The sequence below is a fragment of the Dietzia sp. IBK-p2-15D genome, from assembly GCF_057773105.1.
On sequence record NZ_JBYMTK010000003.1, the window covers coordinates 1 to 21055 of the forward strand.

The following is a 21055-nucleotide window of genomic DNA, read 5'->3' on the forward strand; positions in this document are numbered from 1 at the left end:
GGCGTGCAGCCGGGTCGCCGCGGCGAGGTTCTGCGCCAGCGTCACCGACCGGGCCACCTCGCTGAGCGCTGACGCGTCCAACGACTCCAACGGCTCATCCACCGCGCGCAGCGCCCAGAAGTCGGAAGGGCTCATCGTCGTCACCAAGGCCCTCACCCCCATGCGCCAGGCATTCCGAATCGAATGTGTGTACTACCCTACCCGGGGTGTCGTATTGGCACAAGCGTTCGACGAGCTAGGTCCGGGCGTCGCCGCCACCACCGGACTGGGGGAGGATCACGGCCCGGTCATCGGTGGGCACTGGTGATGCACCATCCTTGTTGGTGGTGCCCGCCAGCAGGACGCCCTCGCCGACGACGGACAACCCGGTCAGCCGCCCGTACCGGCCCTCGGCCAGCGCCTCGGGCTGACCACGAGCCGCGCCGCCGGCGGTCTGGAGGGTGTCGACCCGCTCGGCGTCCGGGAGGGCGATGGCGAGCGTGCCCTCGGATGCGGCGCACCCACCGGCGGAACGCTGGTCCGGCCACGTCCACACCGTGCGATCCGGTGTCCGGATCGCCGCACCGCGGTCGGTGACCGTGGAGAGGAAGAGATCCTCGCCGAGAGGACACAACGCCTGGATGCGCCCGAGGTCGCGTCCGATCACCTCGGGGTCCTCCGCGCGGCCGATCCCGGTGAACGTCGGGAACCGGACGACCTCGGAGCCGGCGCCGACGGTCAGGATGTCGTCGACGAACGCGAGGCCACCGCTGTCCGCGGGTGCGAGCTCCGCGATCGTGCGGGGGGCGTCGCCGCGCGCCAGTCGTTCGACCCGGGTGGGTCCGTCGCCGACGACGAGGAGATACACCAACCGGTCCTGGGCGAAATCCGGGGACGGCGCGACCGCGGCCACCCGGCCGGACCGGGGATCCACCCTGCCGAACTGCTCGGGGTCGGCATCGGCGGAGACGATCTTCACCCCGCCCGTGGACTCGGCGACCAGCGCTCGCTCACCGAGCCCGGCCACCGCGACGGCCGGCTCAAGGCAGGTCGCGATGACGGCGGGGTCGGGATCGACGCAGGGGCCCGTCTCGGCCGGGGGCTCCGGCTCCCCGGGGCGCGACGTCGGGGGCGGGGTCGGTGCGCCGGGAGGGCTCGGCGGAGCGGCACCCATTCCCGGCCCGGCCGCAGGCGTGAACGGGTCCTCGAGGCGGTCGTCGAACCTCGCGCAACCGGACACGGCGACGGCCAGTGCCAGCAGCAGCGGGAGCGATCTCATGCCGACCAGACTACGGCGCGCCGTGTCCTTCAGCGTCCGGGCACCGGCATCGGCCTACAGTCGATCCGTGACTTCCTCAAAGCGCGGAGACGACGACGCCCGTACCGAGATCATCCACGACGTCGATTACCCGCTCGACGTCCCCAACGCCCAGGGCGCGGGCGCCGGTTCGCGGGGCGGCTCGGGGGACGGCGCGACCACCGCGTTCCCCGCGGCCGGGCGCACCGACTACTCGCAGTTCGCCGAGTCCGGGGGGTACGACGTGTCCTCGCCCCTGCCCTTCGGTGACCAGCCCACCACCATCGCGCCCGCGTCGCGGGACACGATCGGCCGCCGGGGAACGGCCGATTTCGGGCTGTTCGTCCTGAGACTGGCCGTGGGCGTCCTCCTCGCGATGCGGGGACTGCAGAAGCTCTTCGGACTGTTCGGCGGGCCCGGGATCGACGGGTTCACGCAGACCCTCACCGACTCCGGATTCGATCAGGCCCGCATCCTGGCGATCGCCGGCGGCGCCGTCGAACTGGTGGCGGGCGTCATGCTCGTGGTGGGACTCGCGACCCCGGTGGCGGCGGCCGGTCTGCTGGGGCTCATCGGACTGGGGATAGCGATCCGACTGACCGGGACCGACCCCATCCCCGTGCTGAGTGACACCACCCGCGGACTCGAGGTGTCGATCCTCTACGCCGCGGCGCTGGTGACCCTCCTCTTCTCCGGACCGGGGCGATGGTCCGCCGACCGCAAGTGGGCATGGTCCCACCGTCCCCGCTTCAGCGGCGTCGTGTGGGTGATCGTCGTGGCGGTCATCGCCGGTCTGGTGTGGTACTTCCTCAACGGCACCAACCCGCTGACCTCCTCAGCCGACAGCGCCCCGGTCACCGCGGGCTGAGAGCTCGGGAGCCGGGGCGCGCGGCCCTGACCAGGCGCGTCAGTCGGGCAGGATGCGTACGGCACCCTTGTCCGCCGAGGACGCCATCGAGGCGTACGCGCGGAGAGCGGTGGACACTTTCCGATCACGCTTGACCGGCCGCCACGGGAGAGGGCCCCTCTCGGCGCGGCGGCGGGACAGCTCGTCGTCGTCGACATCCACCGAGATGGACCGCGTGGCGACATCGATGGTCACGATGTCACCGTCACGCACCAGGCCGATCGGGCCGCCCGAGGCGGCCTCCGGGGCGATGTGACCGATGGACAGCCCGGACGACCCGCCCGAGAAGCGGCCGTCGGTGATGAGCGCGCATTTCGTCCCGAGGCCGGCGCCCTTGATGAACGCCGTGGGGTGCAGCATCTCCTGCATCCCCGGACCGCCGGCCGGGCCCTCGAAGAGCACCACCAGCACCTCGCCGGCCTGCAGCGTCTTGTCCAGGATGACCGAGACGGCCTCCTCCTGGGACTCGACCACCCTGGCCGGACCGGAGAAGTGGAAACTGTCCTCGGACACGCCGGCGGTCTTGAAGACGGACCCGTCCGGCGCGATGTTCCCGCGCAGGACCGCGAGCCCGCCCTCCGCGGTCGCCGGGTGCTCGACCGAGTGGATACAGCCGTTCTCCGCGTCCGTGTCGAGCGACTCCCAGCGGTTGTCGGTCGAGAACGGCTCGATCGTCCGCACCCCGCCCGGGGCCGCGTGGAACAACTCGATCGCCTTCTCGGTCGCGGTGCCGCTGCGGATGTCCCAGTCCGCGACGTACTGCTCGAGCGACGGGGAGTGGACCGAGTGGACGTCCGTCTCCAGCAGGCCCCCGCGGTACAGCTCGCCCAGGATCGCGGGGATGCCGCCGGCCCGGTGGACGTGCTCCATGTAGTAGTCCGAGTTGGGCGCGACCTTGGCCAGGCAGGGGATCCGGCGGGAGATCTGCTCGATGTCGCCCAGGTCGAAGTCGACCTCGCCCTCCTGCGCGGCGGCGAGGATGTGGAGCACGGTGTTGGTGGAGCCGCCCATCGCGACGTCCAGCGCCATGGCGTTGGTGAACGCCGACCTGGTGGCGACCGAACGGGGGAGCACCGAGGCGTCCTCGTCCCGGTAGTAGCGGGTGCACAGGTCGACGATGACCCGGCCGGCCTCGGCGAACAGTTCACGCCGCGCACTGTGGGTGGCCAGGGTCGAGCCGTTGCCGGGCAGCGACAGCCCCAGGGCCTCGGTGAGGCAGTTCATGGAGTTGGCGGTGAACATCCCGGAGCAGGACCCGCACGTCGGGCAGGCCGAGCGCTCGATGGCGTCCAGGCCCTCGTCGTCCACGGCCGAGTTGGCGGACGCGGAGATCGCCGTGATGAGGTCCGAGCCCGCCTTGACCACGCCGTCGACGACGACGGAGAACCCCGACTCCATCGGCCCGCCGGAGACGAACACGGTGGGGATGTTCAACCGCATCGCGGCGTTGAGCATGCCCGGGGTGATCTTGTCGCAGTTCGAGATGCACACCAGCGCGTCCGCCGTGTGGGCGTTGACCATGTACTCCACCGAGTCCGCGATGATCTCCCGGCTGGGCAGCGAGTAGAGCATGCCCGCGTGGCCCATCGCGATCCCGTCGTCCACCGCGATGGTGTGGAACTCCCGGGCCACGCCGCCCGACGCCGCGATCTGCTCGGCGACGATCTCACCGACGTTCTTCAGGTGGACGTGGCCCGGCACGAACTGGGTGTACGAGTTCGCGATCGCGATGATCGGCTTACCGAAGTCCGAGTCCGTCATGCCGGTCGCGCGCCAGAGGGCACGCGCCCCCGCGGCGTTGCGTCCGGCGGTACTGGTTCGTGACCTCAGGGGCGGCATGGGACCTCGCTCCGACTCGATGGGGAGGGCGCATTCCGGGGGTCGTGCCGTACGGGGCCGCGGTGTGCGCGCGCCCCGCGGCGACACCCGATCGCGCCGTGACCACCACACAATACGCCCCGATGTGGGTCTACTCTTCTCACGGTCGGCCATCCGGCCGGCCTCGACGTGACGCGAATGGGGATGGACATGACCGACTCCGGTCACACGGGTGGGCTACGTGAGTTCCTCTCGCACTCGGCGGGGGCGGTGGCCCTGGTCTGTGGACTGTTCTTCCTCCTGTCGTTCATGTACCTGGGGGGCACCGCGGATCCGCAGTCCCACGCGAGGTACATCCCCGTGGCGGTGGTGGACGAGGACGTCGCCGCGACCCTGGAGACCCCGATCGGTCCGCGTGGTCTCGACATGGGGTCGCGGATCACCGCGGGGCTGCTCCAGAACAACGACTGGGGGAGGGTCCGGCTGCACGTGGTGGATCCGGAGGCCGCCGAGGAGGGCCTCCGGGACGGCACGTACTTCGGTGCGGTCCGTATCCCACCCGAACTGAGCGGGCGGGTGGCCGGGCTCGTCGAGGCCGCGGCGACGGAGGCGGGCGACGCGGCGGGGCCACCCGAACGCGCCCGCATCTCACTCGAGTACTCGCCACGCGTGTCCATCGTCTCCGGTCAGGTCATGAACACCATGGCGGACGCGATGCAGGAATCGTTCCACGACCGGATGGGGACCGAACTGCTGTCGCAGTCCCGGCTGCTGGCCGAGGCCGAGGGCAGGACCGTCGGCGCCGCGGCCGCGGTCGCGCTCTCCGATCCGGTGGCGATCGACGTCGTCGCGTGGAACCCGCTGCCGGACGGGGTGTCGAACGCGTCGCTCCCGATGTTCTACGCGCTGGTCGTGATCCTGGCGGGATTCACCGGGGCGATGATCATCTCCGCGCTCCTGGACGCCCGGCTCGGCTTCATCCCGCTGGAGATCGGGCCGTTGGCGCTCCATCTCCACGTGGCGCCGTTCGGGCGGCTCCAGACACTGGCCCGCAAGTGGGTGGTCACCCTGATCACGGCGCCGCTCGTCTCGGGGCTCGTCCTGTGGGTGGCGGACATCATCGGTGTCACCGGGTACGACCCGTGGCACATGTTCTGGTTCTCGAACCTGGTCATCATCGCGGTCGGGGTGTGTGCGCACACGATCATCGCTGCTGTCGGCAACGCCGGTCTGCTCGTGAACCTCGTGGTGTTCGTGGTGCTGGGCATCCCCACCTCGGGCGGCGCCACCCCGACCGAGATGCTCCCGCGGGTGTTCGTGGCCATCGGGACGCTACAGCCGATGCACCAGGCCTACCTCGGGCTGCGGTCGATCATGTTCTTCGACTCCGGGTGGGAGGCGGGTCTCGGACACGCGGTCTGGGTCCTCGGCGGCTGGGCGGTCGCAGGACTCGTCGTGGGTGTGGCGGTCACGGTCGTCTACGAGCGGATGGGTATGCGACGCCAGGCCGTGGCCGACCGGGTCCCCGCCGGCCGCGGGGTGACCGGCGGAGCGGGAGGGTCAGGCGGACTCGGGTCCGCTCGCGGCGTACGGGTCGCGGATACGGCCACGGCTGGCGCCGGACAGTCGCGGGAGGTCGTGGAACGAGACCCCGCCCATCGGGAGTGACGTGTCAGAGGTGGTCACGAGCCGGGCGAACCCACGCTTGGGGAACATCACACCCCTGACCTCATCCCACGGCACGGACCGTCGGGAGCGCCAGGACGACAGGTGGACACCGTCCTCGTCCAGTCGGGTCCAGGTCCGGGCCACCCACCAACCGAAGGCGACGGGGAGCAGCACCAGCCAGCCCAGGGCGACGGGGTAGGACGTGACGGGCCAGAGGATCGCCAGCACGAAAATGGCGATGACGACGTACGACATCGGGTTGACCCGGAAGAGGGCGTGATCGCGGGGGCTCGACTCCGGGACGGGAGCTCTGAAAGGGGCACTCATGATGCCTCCAGTCTGGCATGGCCCACATAGTGGGATCGATGTTCCACGAGTTGACGCTGCCGTCGACCGCGGCCTAGTCTGGGCCTCGTGAACACCTGGAACGGTCTCGTACTCGGCCGGCGCGTCGGCGCCTGAGCCCTACCTGGCTTTCCGTCGACGCGCACCCTCGCCGGCCTTTCGTGGCCGACGGGGGTTTTTTGTTGCCGGGTCAGACCGCGGTCAGAGAAATCCACGATCACGGCCGACCACGAACCACGGCTCCACGACCAGCATGAAGGACAGTTGAAGTGAGCGCACCAACGGCACAGCCCGGACCCCGTCCGGGTGCAGAGCAGAAGGCCCGGTCCGCGGCCCCAGAGCGGATGACGGGGGCCCAGGCCGTCGTCCGGTCCCTCGAGGAGATCGGCACCGAGGTCGTCTTCGGCATCCCCGGCGGGGCCATCCTGCCGGTCTACGACCCGCTCTACGACTCGGCCAAGGTCCGGCACGTCCTGGTCCGGCACGAGCAGGGCGCCGGTCACGCAGCGACCGGCTACGCCCAGGCCACCGGAAGGGTCGGCGTCTGCATGGCGACCTCGGGCCCCGGCGCCACCAACCTGGTGACCCCGCTCGCGGACGCGCAGATGGACTCGGTCCCGATCGTGGCGATCACGGGTCAGGTCGGGACCGCACTCATCGGCACGGACGGTTTCCAGGAAGCCGACATCTCGGGCATCACCATGCCGATCACCAAGCACAACTTCCTCGTGTCCCACGGCGAGGACATCCCGCGGATGATCGCCGAGGCGTTCCACATCGCGCAGACCGGTCGCCCCGGCGCTGTGCTCGTGGACATCCCCAAGGACGTCCTGCAGGCCGAGATGACGTTCTCGTGGCCGCCGGAGATGAAGCTGCCCGGCTACCGGCCCGTCACCAAGCCGCACGGCAAGCAGATCCGTGAGGCCGCCCGGATGATCGGCAAGGCCAGGCGCCCGGTGCTGTATGTCGGCGGCGGCGTCATCAAGGCCGACGCCTCCGCGGAGCTCATGGCGCTCGCCGAGCTGACCGGCATCCCGGTCGTGACCACGCTCATGGCGCGCGGGGCGTTCCCGGATTCCCACCGGCTGCACTACGGCATGCCGGGGATGCACGGAACCGTCGCCGCCGTCGCGGCGCTGCAGCGGTCGGACCTGCTGGTCACCCTGGGCGCCCGGTTCGACGACCGGGTCACCGGTCGTCTCGACACCTTCGCCCCGGACGCCAAGGTCATCCACGCCGACATCGACCCGGCCGAGATCGGCAAGAACCGGGCCGTCGACGTGCCGATCGTCGGCGACATCAAGGAGGTCCTCGTCGAGCTCGTCGAGACGCTGCGCGGCGAGCGCGAATCCGGCACGCTGGGCGAGCCGGCCGTGTGGGTCGGTGAGCTGGACGAGATCCGCAGCGAGTTCCCGCTGGGCTACGGCCCGCAGTCGGACGGCTCCCTGTCTCCCGAGTACGTCATCGAGCGGCTGAGCGCCGCCGCCGGCCCGGACGCCGTGTACTGCGCGGGCGTCGGCCAGCACCAGATGTGGGCGGCCCAGTTCGTCCAGTACGAGAAGCCGCGCACGTGGCTGAACTCGGGCGGCCTGGGGACCATGGGGTACGCGGTCCCCGCGGCGATGGGTGCCAAGTTCGGCCGTCAGGACGCCGAGGTCTGGGCCATCGACGGCGACGGCTGCTTCCAGATGACGAACCAGGAGCTGGCCACCTGCGCCATCGAGGGCGCACCCATCAAGGTGGCGCTGATCAACAACGGCAACCTCGGCATGGTCCGTCAGTGGCAGACACTGTTCTACGAGGAGCGGTACTCGCAGACCGACCTGTCGACCCACTCCATGCACATCCCGGACTTCGTCAAGCTCGGCGAGGCCCTGGGCTGCGTGGCGCTGCGGTGTGAGCGCGCCGAGGACGTCGACGACGTGATCGCACAGGCCCGCGCGATCAACGACCGCCCGGTCCTCATCGACTTCATCGTGGGCAAGGACGCCCAGGTGTGGCCCATGGTCGCGGCGGGCACGTCCAACGACGAGATCATGGCGGCCCGGGACATCCGGCCGCTGTTCGACGACACCGATTCCGTGGCGGACGACGCCGCGGACATCCACGAGGCGACCGAGCGGATCGACGCCGCGGTGATCGCCGCCGAGGAGGAGGACCAGTGAGCGCTCGCTCCCACACCCTGAGCGTGCTGGTGGAGGACAAGCCTGGCGTGCTCGCGCGCGTCTCGTCGCTGTTCTCCCGGCGCGGGTTCAATATCGAGTCGCTGGCCGTGGGCCCGACCGAGACCGAAGGCCTGTCGCGCATGACCATCGTCGTGAACGTCGAGGACTTCCCGCTCGAGCAGGTGACCAAACAGCTCAACAAGCTCGTCAACGTCATCAAGATCGTCGAGCAGGATCCGGCCGGCTCGGTGGCCCGCGAGCTCACTCTCGTCAAGGTCCGCGCCGACGCCACCAACCGCGGTCAGATCGTGGAGATCGCGAGTCTGTTCCGCGCACACATCGTGGACGTCTCACCCGAGTCGCTCACTCTCGAGGCCACGGGTACCCCCGACAAGCTCGACGCGCTGCTGCGGATGCTCGACGGCTACGGGATCCGCGAGATCGTGCAGTCCGGCATGGTCGCGCTCGGACGCGGCCCCAAGTCCATCAACACCACTCGATAGTCTCGACTCCTACACAAGTCTCGACTTCACGAAACAACACGAAGGGAATCCACCATGGCAGTGGAGATGTTCTACGACGACTCGGCGGATCTGTCGCTGATCCAGGGCCGCAAGGTCGCCGTCATCGGGTACGGCTCGCAGGGGCACGCGCACTCGCTCAGCCTGCGCGACTCCGGAGTCGAGGTCGCGATCGGCCTGCGTGAGGGCTCCAAGTCCCGCGCGAAGGCCGAAGAGGCCGGCCTCAAGGTCATGACCGCCGCCGAGGCCACCAAGTGGGCCGACGTCATCATGCTGCTCGCCCCCGACACCTCGCAGGCGCAGATCTTCACCGAGGACATCGAGCCCAACCTGAACGACGGCGACGCGCTGTTCTTCGGTCACGGCCTCAACATCCACTTCGGCCTCATCAGGCCGGCGGAGAACATCACCATCGCGATGGTCGCCCCCAAGGGCCCCGGTCACCTCGTGCGTCGTCAGTTCGTCGACGGCAAGGGCGTCCCGGCGCTCATCGCCGTGGAGCAGGACCCGAAGGGCGAGGGCGAGGCGCTCGCGCTGTCCTACGCGAAGGCGATCGGTGGCACCCGCGCGGGCGTCATCAAGACCACCTTCAAGGACGAGACCGAGACCGACCTGTTCGGTGAGCAGGCCGTGCTGTGCGGCGGCACCGAGGAGCTCGTCAAGACGGGCTTCGAGGTCATGGTCGAGGCCGGCTACGAGCCGGAGCTCGCCTACTTCGAGGTGCTCCACGAGCTCAAGCTCATCGTCGATCTCATGTACGAGGGCGGCATCGCGCGCATGAACTACTCGGTGTCCGACACGGCGGAGTTCGGCGGCTACCTCTCCGGCCCGCGGGTCATCGACGCCGGCACCAAGGAGCGCATGAAGGAGATCCTGTCCGACATCCAGGACGGCACCTTCACCAAGCGCCTCGTGGCCAACGTCGAGGGCGGCAATAAGGAGCTTGAGCAGCTCCGCAAGGAGAACGCCGAGCACCCGATCGAGGTCACCGGCCAGAAGCTGCGCGACCTCATGAGCTGGGTCGACCGGCCGATCACGGAGACTGCCTGAGGGTCCGCGGGTCCGACCCGGTGAAGCCCCTGTAGGGTCCACCGGGATCGATTCCCGACTTCAGCAGGAGGACCGCCGTGCGCCACTTCAACCGAGGAGTGGGTGCGGCGGTCCTCGCCGTTTCCCTGGTGGGGACGACCGTGGCGTGTACGTCCGACCCCGGTGACGGCGGACCGAGAACCGAAGCCGCCCCGGTGGAGGGCACGCGGGTCGCCGCCGACGCCGACGGGTCCGGCGTGGAGACCACGAGACTGCTCATCGAGTCCGCCCCGGTGGTCGTGGTGGCAGCCCCGGACGCCGCCGCGCAGGCGCGCGCCGCCTCCGTCGCGGTCGGGTTGCACGCACCGATGCTCACCGCCGTCGAGGGCGGGGACGCGGCATTGGCCGACGAGGTGTCGCGACTCGGCGCCGAGCGGGTGTTGCGGGTCGGGCAGGTGGCCTTCACACCCGACGACGGCGAGGTGGTCGACGCCCCGGGAGGTCGGCCGGAGCTCGAGGAGCTGACCGGGATCACGTTCGACTCCGAGGTCGAGGTCCCGCCGGGGCGGATCGACGACGTCACCGTCCACCAGGTGCCGGGTACGCCTGCGCTGATGACGGCCGGGGAGATCACCGCTGCCGACGGCGCGGGCGCGGCCCCCGATCCGTTCGACAGCGGCGAACCCGCATGGGACGGCGAGGGCGCACCCAGCGTGCTCGTGTACGACGAGACGCCGGTCGCGGCGGTCGCGACGGCAGTGGCCGTCGGGGCGGCGGTGTCCCACCTCCGTACCCCGGACCCGCGGGTCGACGGCGGGTCCGTGGAGGCGGTGCGGGACGCCGAGGCGGTCTACGCGCTCGGGCCCGGGTGGGGCACCGAGGACGAACTCGAGGACCGGGTGGAGAAGGCGCGGACGGTTCCCGAACTGCCGGGCGGCGGACAGCTGCTGTTCCCGGGCCGGCGGTTCGTGGCCGCCTACGGGTCGCCGATCACCCCTGCCCTGGGGATCCTCGGCGAGCAGGGACCAGAGGAGAGCGTGGCGCGGGTTCAGCAGTTGGTCGGGGAGTACCAGCCGCACTCCCCGGAACCGGTCATCCCGGCGTTCGAGATCATCGCGACGGTCGCCTCGACGTCCGCCGGACCCGACGGCAACTACACCAACGAGTGGGACCCGCAGGAGTTCGTCCCGCTGATCGACGCCATCACCGACGCCGGCGGGTACGCGGTGATTGACCTCCAGCCCGGCATGGCCGACCTCCTCGATCAGGCGAGGATCTTCGAGGAGTTGCTCACCCGCCCGAACGTCGGACTCGCGCTCGACCCCGAGTGGAAGCTCGAGCCGGGACAACAGCCGGGCGCGCAGATCGGGTCGGTGGACGCCGAGGAGATCAACCGGGTCACCGACTGGCTGGCGGACCTGACCCGGGACAGCGGAGGGCCACAGAAGCTCCTCATCCTCCACCAGTTCAGCATGGCCATGATCGACGACCGCGACCAGATCGACACCTCCAGGCCGGAGGTGTCAATCGTCCTGCACGCCGACGGTCACGGCACCCCGGACCTGAAGATGGAGACGTGGGACGTCCTGCGCAGCGGGCTGCCGTCCGGCATCCGGATGGCGTGGAAGAACTTCTATGACGAGGACACCCCCACGTTCACGCCCGAGCAGACCATGGCGGTCGAGCCCCGGCCGTGGTTCGTGTCCTACCAGTGATTCGCTTCCTACCAGCGAGTCGGTAACCCGCCGAGGATGCGCTCCGCCACGTGCTGCCCGGCCATGCCGTGCACGCCCGGGCCGGGAGGGGTCGAGCCGGAGGCGTGCCACACCCCGGGAATGCCGGTCGCGAACGGGTCGGCCCGCGGCACCGGGCGGGCGATGAGCCCCCGCAGGTCCACGCGCCCCGCCGCGATGTCCCCACCGGCGTTGTTGGCGTTGTGCTCGGCCATCCGGTCCGCGGGCGTGCAGTGGGCGGCCACGACCACGTCCCGCACCCCCGGCGCGACCGCCTCGAGCGCGGCGAGCACCTGCTCGGTCTGGTCACGGTCGGAGAACGCGGGCACGTGCGCGTAGGACCACAGTGGACGTCGACCGTCCGGGGCGATTCGTCCCGGATCGGTCACCCACGGCTGGGAGACGAGGATCATGGGCCGATCGGCGTGCCGACCGGCGGCGACCTCGCGCTCGGCGGCCGCGATGGCATGGGAATCCCCACCCAGGTGGACAGTGCCGGCGTCGGCGAGCCGGCCGTCGCGCCACGGAACCGGGCCGGACAGGACCAGGTCGACCTTCGCCGCGGCCCCGCCGACCGGCGCCTCCAGGAGTCTGCGTGCGCGGCGGGCCACGGCCGGAGAGGGCGAGGATGCCATGAGGATCTCGCCGAGGATCCGGGAGGACGTGTTGAAGACGACGTCCCGGGCGTCGAGCCGTGCCAGCGAATCCACGCCGACCCCGGTGCGGATCTCCCCCCCGGCATCCCGGATCGCCTCGGCCAGTGCGGCGGTGATGGCCCCGCTGCCGCCGACCGGCAGCGTCCAGCCGAGCGGCGAGTGGAGCAACGAGCCCAGGACGAGGCCGACCCCCGTCGCGGCGGGGGAGGACAGCGGGGTGATCGCGTGGGCCGAGATCCCGGACAGCAGCGTCCGTCCGTCCGGACCGAGGGGATCGCCGACCACACCGCGGGGGTGGGCGCGGACGAACGCCGCGCCGAGCGCCGCGGTCGCCCCCAGGTGCGGGACCGAGCGCTGATCGGACAGGGCCGTGGCGACGACGTCCTCCGCCCTGCGACCCAGGGGGCCCATGAGGCTCCACCACCGGTCGGCCTCCGCGCGCGACCCCAGGCCCTCTGCGAGGGCGGCGGGGGATGGGGACGCGGGAACGACGATCGCGTCGCGGGCCGGCAGTGCGTGAGCCAGTTGAACGGGGGGAGTGAGCATCTCGACCCCGTGGGCCGGCAGGTCGAACCCACGGAAGAACGGGGATGCCCCCGCCATGGGGTGCACGGCCGAGCACGGATCCACCAGCAACCCGTTCACGACGTCCTCCGGGATGCCGGTCGCGATATCGCCCATCGGCAGGGTTCGGCACCCGCCACCGATGGTCTCCTGGGCCTCCAGCACCACCACCCGCCGCCCGGCCCGCGCACACAACAGCGCGGCGGCCAGGCCGTTGGGGCCGGAGCCCACCACGACGACGTCCGCACGCACGGTCCCGGACGCGCTCACTCGAAGACCGCCAGACCGTAGGCGCGTCGCAGTTGCTCCAGCAGGTCCTCCTGTGACCGGGCCTGGTCGGCCAGTCCCAGCAGCAGCCGGCCGGTGTCGGGACCGCCGGGCTCGTCGTCGTCGCCGCTGTCGTCGTCGTCGCAGTTGTCGTCGTTGCTGACGTCGGGTTCCGCTCCGGACCTCCCGGCAGCGGACGCCGGGCCGTCCGCGACCCACGACGCGGCGAGCAACTCCCACATCGAGCGCTTCGCAACCACGAGGGTGCGCAGCGCCTCCAGGACCGCGAGCCGGGCCAGAGGATCGCGCACCACCGGGCCCACCGGCAGTGCGGTGAGGCTGACCGCGGCGGACCACCGCACCAGCCGACGGCCCGGGGCCCCCAGAGGTGAGAGCACCGCCAACAGGCGGGCGGCGGTGTCGATCTCCTCCTCGAACTCCCGGCGCAGCGGAACCAACCGCACCCGGTCCTCCGGATCGACCGCACTGATGCAGCGGTCCAGGACGCTGCGCCCCACCGCGGCGCCGTACAGGTGGGCCCGCAGATACATCGCCACCGCCGTCGGGCCGCGTGCCGGGGCCAGCACGGGCAACCAGGGGTCGGGGAAGCGGACCGGCGGCTGGGCCGACCGGGGAGTGCGGGGCATCGGTGCTCCGTTCGTCGCGCGGCGGTGGTCACGTCGGGTCGCCGACCCTCGTCACGGTAGGCGTCCGGGCGCGTACCGGCCACTGCTCGGCGCCGGTGACAGGTGCCCTAGACTGGCCGTGCCCGAAATGACACCGAGGAGAACCCACTGTGACAGCATCCGGACGGCCCGTCGTCCTCATCGCCGACAAGCTCGCCCAGTCGACCGTCGACGCGCTCGGCGACGCCGTGGAGGTCCGCTGGGTGGACGGCCCGGATCGCCCCAAGCTGCTCGAGGCGGTCGCCGACGCCGACGCACTGCTCGTGCGCTCGGCCACCACCGTCGACGCCGAGGTGCTCGCCGCCGCGCCGAACCTCAAGATCATCGGGCGCGCGGGCGTCGGCCTGGACAACGTCGAGATCCCCGCCGCCACCGAGCGCGGCGTCATGGTGGTCAACGCGCCCACCTCCAACATCCACTCGGCCGCCGAGCACGCGGTCGCGCTGCTCATGTCCGCCTGCCGCCAGATCCCGGCCGCGGACCGCACCCTGCGCGAGCACACCTGGAAGCGCAGTTCCTTCAACGGCGTCGAGCTGCTCGGCAAGACCGTCGGCGTCGTGGGCCTGGGCCGCATCGGCCAGCTCGTGGCGCAGCGACTCGCCGCGTTCGAGACCAACCTCATCGCCTACGACCCCTACCTGCCCGCCGCCCGCGCGGCGCAGCTGGGAATCGAGCTGGTCGACATCGACGAGCTGGTCTCCCGCGCCGACATCATCACGATGCACCTGCCCAAGACCAAGGAGACCGCCGGTCTCTTCGACGCCGAGCGGCTGGCCCGTGCCAAGGACGGCGTCGTGATCGTCAACGCCGCCCGCGGCGGTCTGATCGTCGAGGACGCGCTCGTCGACGCACTGAAGTCCGGCAAGGTCCGCTCCGCGGCGCTCGACGTGTTCGACACCGAGCCGTGCACCGACTCGCCGCTCTTCGAGCTCGAGAACACCGTCGTCACGCCGCACCTCGGCGCCTCCACCAGCGAGGCGCAGGACCGCGCCGGCACCGACGTCGCCCGCAGTGTGCTGCTCGCCCTGCGCGGGGAGTTCGTCCCCGACGCCGTCAACGTCACCGGTGGTCCCGTCGGCGACGAGGTCGCACCCTGGCTCGACCTCGTCCGCAAGCTCGGACTGGTCGCCGGCCACCTGTGCCCGGGTATCCCGACGACCGTCCGGATCGACGTCGCCGGCGAGCTCGCATCCGAGCAGGTCGACGTCCTCGGGCTGGCCGCCCTGCGCGGCATGTTCTCCGCGATCACCGACGAGCCCGCGACCTTCGTCAACGTCGGCCAGATGGCCGAGCAGCGGGGGGTCACCCACTCGGTGGAGACCCACAGCGAGTCCAAGTCCTACCGCAGCACCGTCACCGTCACGGCCGTGGCCGCGGACGGCGCGTCGGCCGATGTCACCGGCACGCTGGCCGGCCTGGATCAGGTGCAGAAGATCGTCCGGATCAACGAGCGCGGGTTCGACCTGCGCGCCGAGGGCCAGAACCTGTTCGTTCACTACTCCGACCGCCCGGGCGTGCTCGGCAAGGTGGGCTCCATCCTCGGCGGGGAGGGCATCGACATCCAGGCCGCAGCACTGAGCCAGGACGCCTCCGGCGAGGGCGCGTCGCTGATCCTGCGGGTCGACCGCACGGTCGCCGAGCCGACCGTCGACCGGATCGTCTCCGAGCTCGACGCCACCGCGACCCAGATCAACCTGGTCTGAGCGGGGACGACGACATCATGAAGCTCGCAGTCATCCCCGGCGACGGTATCGGCGTCGAGGTCACGGCCGAGGCACTGAAGGTGCTCGACGCGCTGGTCCCCGGTGTCGAGAAGACCGAATACGACCTCGGCGCGCGCCGGTACCTCCGCAACGGCGAGACCCTGACGGACGCGGACGTGGAGAGCCTCAGAGGCCACGACGCGATCCTGCTGGGCGCCATCGGTGATCCCCGCTCCGTGCCGGCCGGCGTGCTCGAGCGGGGCATGCTGCTCCCGCTGCGGTTCGCACTCGACCACCACGTCAACCTGCGGCCCTCCCGGCTCTTCCCTGGGTCGGCAACCCCGCTGAAGGACCCGGGCGAGATCGACTTCGTCGTCGTCCGCGAGGGCACCGAGGGGCTCTACACCGGTAACGGCGGTGCGATCCGTGTGGGGACACCGCACGAGATCGGTACCGAGACCTCCGTCAACACCCGGTACGGCGTGGAGCGCGTGGTCCGCGACGCGTTCTCCCGTGCGCAGTCGCGGCGCAACAAGCTCACGCTGGTCCACAAGACCAACGTCCTCGTCAACGCCGGTGGGCTGTGGCAGCGCACCGTCGACGAGGTGGCTCCGGAGTTCCCCGGGGTCGAGGTGGACTACTGCCACATCGACGCCGCCACTATCTACATGGTCACCGATCCGTCCCGGTTCGACGTGATCGTCACCGACAACCTCTTCGGCGACATCATCACCGACCTGGCGGCCGCGGTCACCGGAGGCATCGGCACCGCGGCGTCGGGCAACATCGACGCCTCCGGGACCAACCCGTCCATGTTCGAGCCCGTCCACGGTTCGGCCCCGGACATAGCCGGACAGGGCAAGGCGGACCCCACCGCCGCCATCCTGTCCGTGGCACTGCTGCTGCGCCACCTCGGTCACATGGCCGAGGCCGATCGAGTGGAGGCGGCCGTCGAGGCCGACCTCGGCTCGCGCGGCGACGCCCCGATCGTCACCTCCGAGGTGGGCGACCGGATCGTCGCGGCCGTCAGCGGTTAGTCCACCGCCCCGCTGACCCCACGTCCGGACCCCGGCCCGCGGGTGTGAATCGCGAGAAGTGATCACACCGCGGGCCGTGGGCGTCCACAGTGGTGGAATGGACGTCGAACTCGCCGAGGTCAGGGATTTCCTCGCGCGCTGTGCCCCCTTCGACGAGCTGCCCGGAGAGGTGCTCGACCGCCTGCCCGCGAGGCTCAGTCAGCGCTACCACCGGCGGGGGACCGTCATCCTGGAGGCAGGGGACGCCAACGACACCCTCCACATCATCCGCACGGGCGCCGTCGAGGTGTGCGACCCGGACGGTGTCCTGCTCGACGCGCGCGACGAGGGTGACTGCTTCGGCTACTCGACGCTGACCCGTTCCGGCCCGTCGCGGTACCGCATGGAGGCCGTCGCGGACACTCTGCTACTCGAGATGCCGCGCGAGGTGTTCGACGAACTCGCGGCCGCCCACCCCGGGATCCGGGACTTCTTCGGTGCGCGGAGTGATCGGATCCGCCAGGACCTCGCCTCCGCCCGGGTCGCCGCGGCCGGGGGAGACCCCCTGAGCACACCGGTGGGGGATCTCCTCACCCGCGACGCGGTCACCACCGAGCCCGGGACCACCATCCTGGAGGCGGCGCAGATCATGTCCCGGGAGCGCGTCTCCGCGCTGCTGGTGGTGGAGAGCGGACGCGTGGTCGGCATCTTCACCGATCGCGACCTGCGCTCGAAGGTGGTCGCGGTTGGTGGCGACACCGCGGCGCCGGTGTCGACGATCATGACCCACGACCCGGTGTCGGTGGACGCCCGGACCCGCGCGTTCGACGCGACCCTGCTCCAGATCGAACGCGGCGTCCATCACCTGCCGGTGTGCGAGGCCGGTGCCCCCGCGGGGATGGTCACGAGCGGGGACCTGCTGCGCCTGGCGCAGTCCGACCCGGTCTATCTGGCCGCGCGGATCTCGCGGGCCCCCGACACCGAGACCGTGGCGGAACTGTCCGCCCGGTTGCTACCGCTGGTCGGCGAGTTCGTCCGGCGGGGCACCACGCCGCGGGATATCGGCCGGGTCGTCACCGCCACCGCCGATGCGGCGACGCGCCGCCTGATCGCGCTGGCGGAGGCCGACCTCGGACCGCCTCCCGTGCCGTACTGCTGGGTGGGACTCGGTTCCCAGGCCCGGGGTGAGCTCGGGGTGTCCAGCGACCAGGACAACGCGCTGATCCTCGACGACGGGGCACACGAGGTCGCCGGCTCCGACGACTACTTCGCGGAGCTCGCCGACCGCGTCTGCACGGGTCTCGACCGGGCGGGCTTCCCGCTCTGTCCCGGTGGGGTGATGGCGACCAACCCGCGGTGGCGGCGGACCTGCGCGGAGTGGGAGGGGACGGTACGGGACTGGGTCGGGGCCCCCGAGGCCGACGCAGTTCTGCACAGCCAGGTGTTCTTCGATCTCCGTCCCGTCCACGGTGAGAGCGGACTCGCCGTCCGCGTCCAGCGCGAGATGCTCCTCCGCTCGAAGGGCAGCCCGCGCTTCCAGGCGCATCTGGCCCGGATCGCGTGTGAGTGGCAACCGCCGCTCGGCTTCCTCCGCGGGCTCGTCGTCGCACGCCGCGGCGAGTACCGCAACACCCTGGACCTCAAGGCCGGGGGGATCGCGCCCGTCGTCCAGATCGCGCGTCTGTACGCCCTGTCCGCGGGGCTGGACGAGGTATCGACGCTCGGCCGTCTCGACGCGGCGGCGAGCGCCGGGGTGATCGCCCGCTCGGACGCGGAGAACCTCATCGAGGCGTTCCGGTTCCTGCGCGGGCTGGCCTTGCGCCACCACGCACGTCAGATCCAGGAGCACTCGGACCTCGACAACAACGTGGACCCGTCGACCCTCGGAACCAAGGACCGCCATCGGCTCCGGGCGGCGTTCCGGATCATCGCGGGAGCGCAGAGCGCGCTGCAGATCCGATACCGGGTCGGGCAGATGTGATGGTCCTGCCACGGCTGACCGCGGCCGGCCGCCGGAGGAGTGCCGCCCGCCGGGCCCCCGACGGGCCACTGCGGCGATTTCTGGAGACACCGCCGCCGGATCCGACCACTCCGCTCGAGGACCTGTCCCTCCTCGCGGTGGACGTCGAGACCACCGGGCTCGATCCCCGGCACGACCGGGTCCTGGCGGTGGGGTTCGTCCCCGTCGACGGGGACCGGATCGTCCTGGGCGGAGCGGGATCGGTGCTGCTGCGTCCCGATCACGGTCCGGACGACGACGACGGGGTGGGGCAGAGTGCCACCGTGCACGGACTCACGGACGACACGATGGCCACCGGGGAGGATGTCGAGGACGTCCTGGACCGGGTGTTCACGGCTCTGACCGGGCGGGTGTTGGTCGCGCACTACTGCCCGATAGAGGTCGACTTCCTGCGAGCGTTGTGTCGGCGCACGTTCGGCATCCGGCCACCACTGGAGTCCGTCGACACCCTGGAACTGCACCGGCGGGTCCTGGGCGGGGGCGTCGACATGGGCTTCACCGCCGACCCGTCGCCCGAGAGGCTGCGGCTCTGGGGTGCTCGCGAGAGGTACGGGTTGCCGCAGTACCGCGCACACGACCCGCTGGTCGACGCCCTCGCCTGCGCCGAGCTGTACCTCGCACAGGTCACCGAGCTCCGCGACCGTGGGGCGCGGACGCTGCGGGACCTGCGGACCGCCTAGGATCGCGGGTATGCGTCTCGCCCGTATCGCCCACCCGCAGGGTTTCGCCTTCGTCGAGGTCCGCGGAGACATGTCCGACCCGTCCTCGCTGACCTGTGCCGAGATCTCCGAGCACCCCTTCGGTACCCCCGAGTTCACCGGCCGCGTATGGCCGCTGGCCGACGTGCGTCTGCTCGCCCCGATCCTGGCCTCCAAGATCGTGTGCGTCGGTAAGAACTACGCCGACCACGCCGAGGAGATGGGGTCGGAGGCCCCGGCCGAGCCCCTGATCTTCCTCAAGCCCAACACGTCGGTCGTCGGCCCCGAGGCATCGATCGCCTACCCGCCGAGTTCGGAGCGGGTCGACCACGAGGGCGAGCTGGCCGTGGTGATCGGGCAGCCGTGCCGGGACGTCGCCGCCGCGCGGGCCCACGAGGTCATCCTCGGCTACACCTGCGCCAACGACGTCACCGCCCGCGACCAGCAGCTCTCGGACGGTCAGTGGACGCGGGGCAAGGGGTACGACACCTTCTGCCCGCTGGGTCCGTGGATCGTCACCGACCTGGACCCCAACGGGCTCGACGTCCGGGTCACCCTCACCCACCCCGACGGCACGTCCGAGGTGCGGCAGGACGGCAACACCTCCCAGTTCATGCACACCGTCGGCGAGATCGTCGAGTACGTCAGCCGGGTCATGACCCTCCTTCCCGGCGATGTGATCCTCACGGGTACCCCGGCAGGGGTCGGCCCGATGCTGCCCGGCGACCGTGTGACGATCGAGATCGAGGGCATCGGCTCGCTGACGAACCCCGTCGTCGACCGGTAGGTCCGGGCGACCGGCGCCGACCATCGCTCTAGGACGCTCCGAACGCCCTCAGGATGGTGCGGAGTTTGGCGCCGGTCTCGGCGACCTCGTCGTCGGGTTGCGAGTCCGCGACCAGGCCGCCGCCGGCCCAGGCGATCGCTCCCGACCGGTCCGCGTCGATCTCGGCGCACCGGATGGTGACCATCCAGTCGCCGTCTCCGCCGGCGTCCGACCACCCGACGGCCCCGGCGTAGAATCCCCGTTCCCCTTCTATCGCGGCGATGAGCCTCCGGGCCTCGTCCGTCGGTGTCCCGCACACCGCCGGCGTGGGGTGCACGGCGAGGGCGAGGTCCAGCGAGGTGGTGCGGGGGTCGGCGACACGGCCCCGGATACGGGTCCCGAGGTGCCACATCTCGCGGGTGGACGTGAGAGTGGGGCGGTCCGGGATCTCCAGATCCGTGCACAGTGGTTCCAGGGCCCGTGCCAGCGACTCCACCACGAATGCGTGCTCGGAGGCGTCCTTGCCCGACGCGCGCAAGGCGCGGCCGGCGGCCTGGTCCGCGGCCGGGTCGGTGGAGCGGGGCGCGGACCCTGCCAGCGGGTGGCATTCCACCAGATCGCCTCGGCGGCGGACGAGGAGTTCGGGGCTCGAGCCCACCAGGACCCGCCCGGCGTGGACCCCGCCGGCGGGGGAGAGGTCGACGAGGTAGCCGTCCGCCGCCGGGCTGGAGTCGATGAGTGCGGCGCACACGGCGTGGGGGTCGATGGGCTGATCGGCAGACAGCCGGACCGCCCTGGCCAGCACCACCTTGTCGATCTCGCCGGAGCGCACCCCCGCGATCGCGGTCGACACCCTGGCGCGGTGCTCCGAGGACGTGGGGATCTCCCGGGTGACGTGGGCGCGGGTGCGCATCCGGCGGAAGTAGGCGGGGGGCTCCAGTGGGCCGTCGACGCGGACCACCACGTCGGGTTCGACCAGAGCGGCGGGCGCGTCGGGCTCGAAACCGATAGCGCCCACGATCAGACCACTGGCGCCGGACCGCAGGGCCAGGGCCGCGTCCGCCGGATCCGTGAACGAGTTCAGGGCACCCTGGGTGCGCAGCGAGCCGGTCGGACGGGACAGCAGGAAGTCCGGGGCGGTCACCGGGCGTGCGACGTCGGGTTGGTGCCCAGACGCCACGGCACGCCTCCCTCGATTCGGACTCCTGCGTGGATCG

Annotated in this window: 17 protein-coding genes; 11 read left to right on the forward strand and 6 right to left on the reverse strand. The window is 71.1% G+C overall.

Annotated features, from left to right (window positions below; all coding sequences use genetic code 11):
• Window positions 1–235 precede the first annotated feature (235 nt).
• The gene (locus AC3DEV_RS05230) at window positions 236–1258 is read right to left on the reverse strand and encodes an oxidoreductase (RefSeq protein WP_488371499.1); all 1023 of its coding nucleotides are present in this window, start codon (window positions 1256–1258) and stop codon (window positions 236–238) included.
• A gap of 67 nt (window positions 1259–1325) precedes the next feature.
• On the opposite strand from AC3DEV_RS05230, the gene AC3DEV_RS05235 reads away from it, so the two are divergent.
• The gene (locus AC3DEV_RS05235; RefSeq protein WP_069388420.1) at window positions 1326–2144 is read left to right on the forward strand and encodes a DoxX family protein; all 819 of its coding nucleotides are present in this window, start codon (window positions 1326–1328) and stop codon (window positions 2142–2144) included.
• Window positions 2145–2183: 39 nt separating this feature from the next.
• Here the strand turns inward: AC3DEV_RS05235 and ilvD are convergent, their stop codons facing one another.
• Window positions 2184–4022 carry a dihydroxy-acid dehydratase gene (gene ilvD, locus AC3DEV_RS05240; protein ID WP_366220066.1) on the reverse strand — a complete coding sequence of 613 codons (1839 nt, stop codon included), beginning with the start codon at window positions 4020–4022 and terminating at the stop codon, window positions 2184–2186.
• 189 nt (window positions 4023–4211) lie between these two features.
• Between ilvD and AC3DEV_RS05245 the strand changes: the two genes are divergently transcribed.
• A complete protein-coding gene (locus AC3DEV_RS05245) occupies window positions 4212–5669 on the forward strand; it encodes a YhgE/Pip domain-containing protein (protein WP_488371500.1) in 1458 nt (485 codons plus the stop codon).
• Here AC3DEV_RS05245 and AC3DEV_RS05250 read toward each other — a convergent pair.
• Window positions 5562–5996 carry a PH domain-containing protein gene (locus tag AC3DEV_RS05250; protein WP_083249449.1) on the reverse strand — a complete coding sequence of 145 codons (435 nt, stop codon included), beginning with the start codon at window positions 5994–5996 and terminating at the stop codon, window positions 5562–5564. The genes AC3DEV_RS05245 and AC3DEV_RS05250 overlap by 108 nt on opposite strands.
• Window positions 5997–6283: 287 nt before the next feature.
• On the opposite strand from AC3DEV_RS05250, the gene AC3DEV_RS05255 reads away from it, so the two are divergent.
• The 4 genes from AC3DEV_RS05255 to AC3DEV_RS05270 all read left to right on the forward strand — a co-directional run bounded on the left by AC3DEV_RS05255 (window position 6284) and on the right by AC3DEV_RS05270 (window position 11444).
• A complete protein-coding gene (locus AC3DEV_RS05255) occupies window positions 6284–8179 on the forward strand; it encodes an acetolactate synthase large subunit (protein ID WP_082924012.1) in 1896 nt (631 codons plus the stop codon).
• Window positions 8176–8682: an acetolactate synthase small subunit gene (gene ilvN / locus AC3DEV_RS05260; protein WP_067718247.1), complete on the forward strand. Its 507-nt coding sequence runs from the start codon at window positions 8176–8178 to the stop codon at window positions 8680–8682. Before AC3DEV_RS05255 ends, ilvN begins: the two co-directional genes overlap by 4 nt.
• A 54-nt stretch (window positions 8683–8736) precedes the next feature.
• Window positions 8737–9750 carry a ketol-acid reductoisomerase gene (ilvC, locus tag AC3DEV_RS05265; protein ID WP_488371501.1) on the forward strand — a complete coding sequence of 338 codons (1014 nt, stop codon included), beginning with the start codon at window positions 8737–8739 and terminating at the stop codon, window positions 9748–9750.
• A 77-nt stretch (window positions 9751–9827) separates the two neighbouring features.
• Complete coding sequence (locus AC3DEV_RS05270; RefSeq protein ID WP_182633856.1) at window positions 9828–11444, forward strand: hypothetical protein; 1617 nt, start codon at window positions 9828–9830, stop codon at window positions 11442–11444.
• An 8-nt stretch (window positions 11445–11452) separates the two neighbouring features.
• Here AC3DEV_RS05270 and AC3DEV_RS05275 read toward each other — a convergent pair whose 3' ends face one another.
• Both AC3DEV_RS05275 and AC3DEV_RS05280 read right to left on the reverse strand, forming a co-directional pair.
• On the reverse strand, window positions 11453–12952 hold the full coding sequence (locus tag AC3DEV_RS05275; protein WP_488371502.1) for a phytoene desaturase family protein: 1500 nt from the start codon (window positions 12950–12952) through the stop codon (window positions 11453–11455).
• On the reverse strand, window positions 12949–13596 hold the full coding sequence (locus tag AC3DEV_RS05280) for a hypothetical protein (protein WP_488371503.1): 648 nt from the start codon (window positions 13594–13596) through the stop codon (window positions 12949–12951). The genes AC3DEV_RS05275 and AC3DEV_RS05280 overlap by 4 nt, the downstream gene beginning before the upstream one ends.
• A gap of 149 nt (window positions 13597–13745) precedes the next feature.
• Between AC3DEV_RS05280 and serA the strand changes: the two genes are divergently transcribed.
• The 5 genes from serA (at window position 13746) to AC3DEV_RS05305 (ending at window position 19859) form a co-directional block, all read left to right on the forward strand.
• A complete protein-coding gene (serA, locus tag AC3DEV_RS05285; protein ID WP_067718235.1) occupies window positions 13746–15338 on the forward strand; it encodes a phosphoglycerate dehydrogenase in 1593 nt (530 codons plus the stop codon).
• Between the two features lie 17 nt (window positions 15339–15355).
• A complete protein-coding gene (locus tag AC3DEV_RS05290) occupies window positions 15356–16375 on the forward strand; it encodes a 3-isopropylmalate dehydrogenase (protein ID WP_069390246.1) in 1020 nt (339 codons plus the stop codon).
• Window positions 16376–16472: 97 nt separating this feature from the next.
• The gene (locus tag AC3DEV_RS05295) at window positions 16473–18335 is read left to right on the forward strand and encodes a putative nucleotidyltransferase substrate binding domain-containing protein (protein WP_488371504.1); all 1863 of its coding nucleotides are present in this window, start codon (window positions 16473–16475) and stop codon (window positions 18333–18335) included.
• Complete coding sequence (locus tag AC3DEV_RS05300) at window positions 18335–19054, forward strand: exonuclease domain-containing protein (RefSeq protein WP_119192420.1); 720 nt, start codon at window positions 18335–18337, stop codon at window positions 19052–19054. The genes AC3DEV_RS05295 and AC3DEV_RS05300 overlap by 1 nt, the downstream gene beginning before the upstream one ends.
• 10 nt (window positions 19055–19064) lie before the next feature.
• Window positions 19065–19859 carry a fumarylacetoacetate hydrolase family protein gene (locus AC3DEV_RS05305; protein WP_488371505.1) on the forward strand — a complete coding sequence of 265 codons (795 nt, stop codon included), beginning with the start codon at window positions 19065–19067 and terminating at the stop codon, window positions 19857–19859.
• A gap of 28 nt (window positions 19860–19887) precedes the next feature.
• Here AC3DEV_RS05305 and AC3DEV_RS05310 read toward each other — a convergent pair whose 3' ends face one another.
• Window positions 19888–21018, reverse strand: a complete 1131-nt coding sequence (locus AC3DEV_RS05310; RefSeq protein WP_488371506.1) for an isochorismate synthase — start codon at window positions 21016–21018, stop codon at window positions 19888–19890.
• Window positions 21019–21055: the final 37 nt, after the last annotated feature.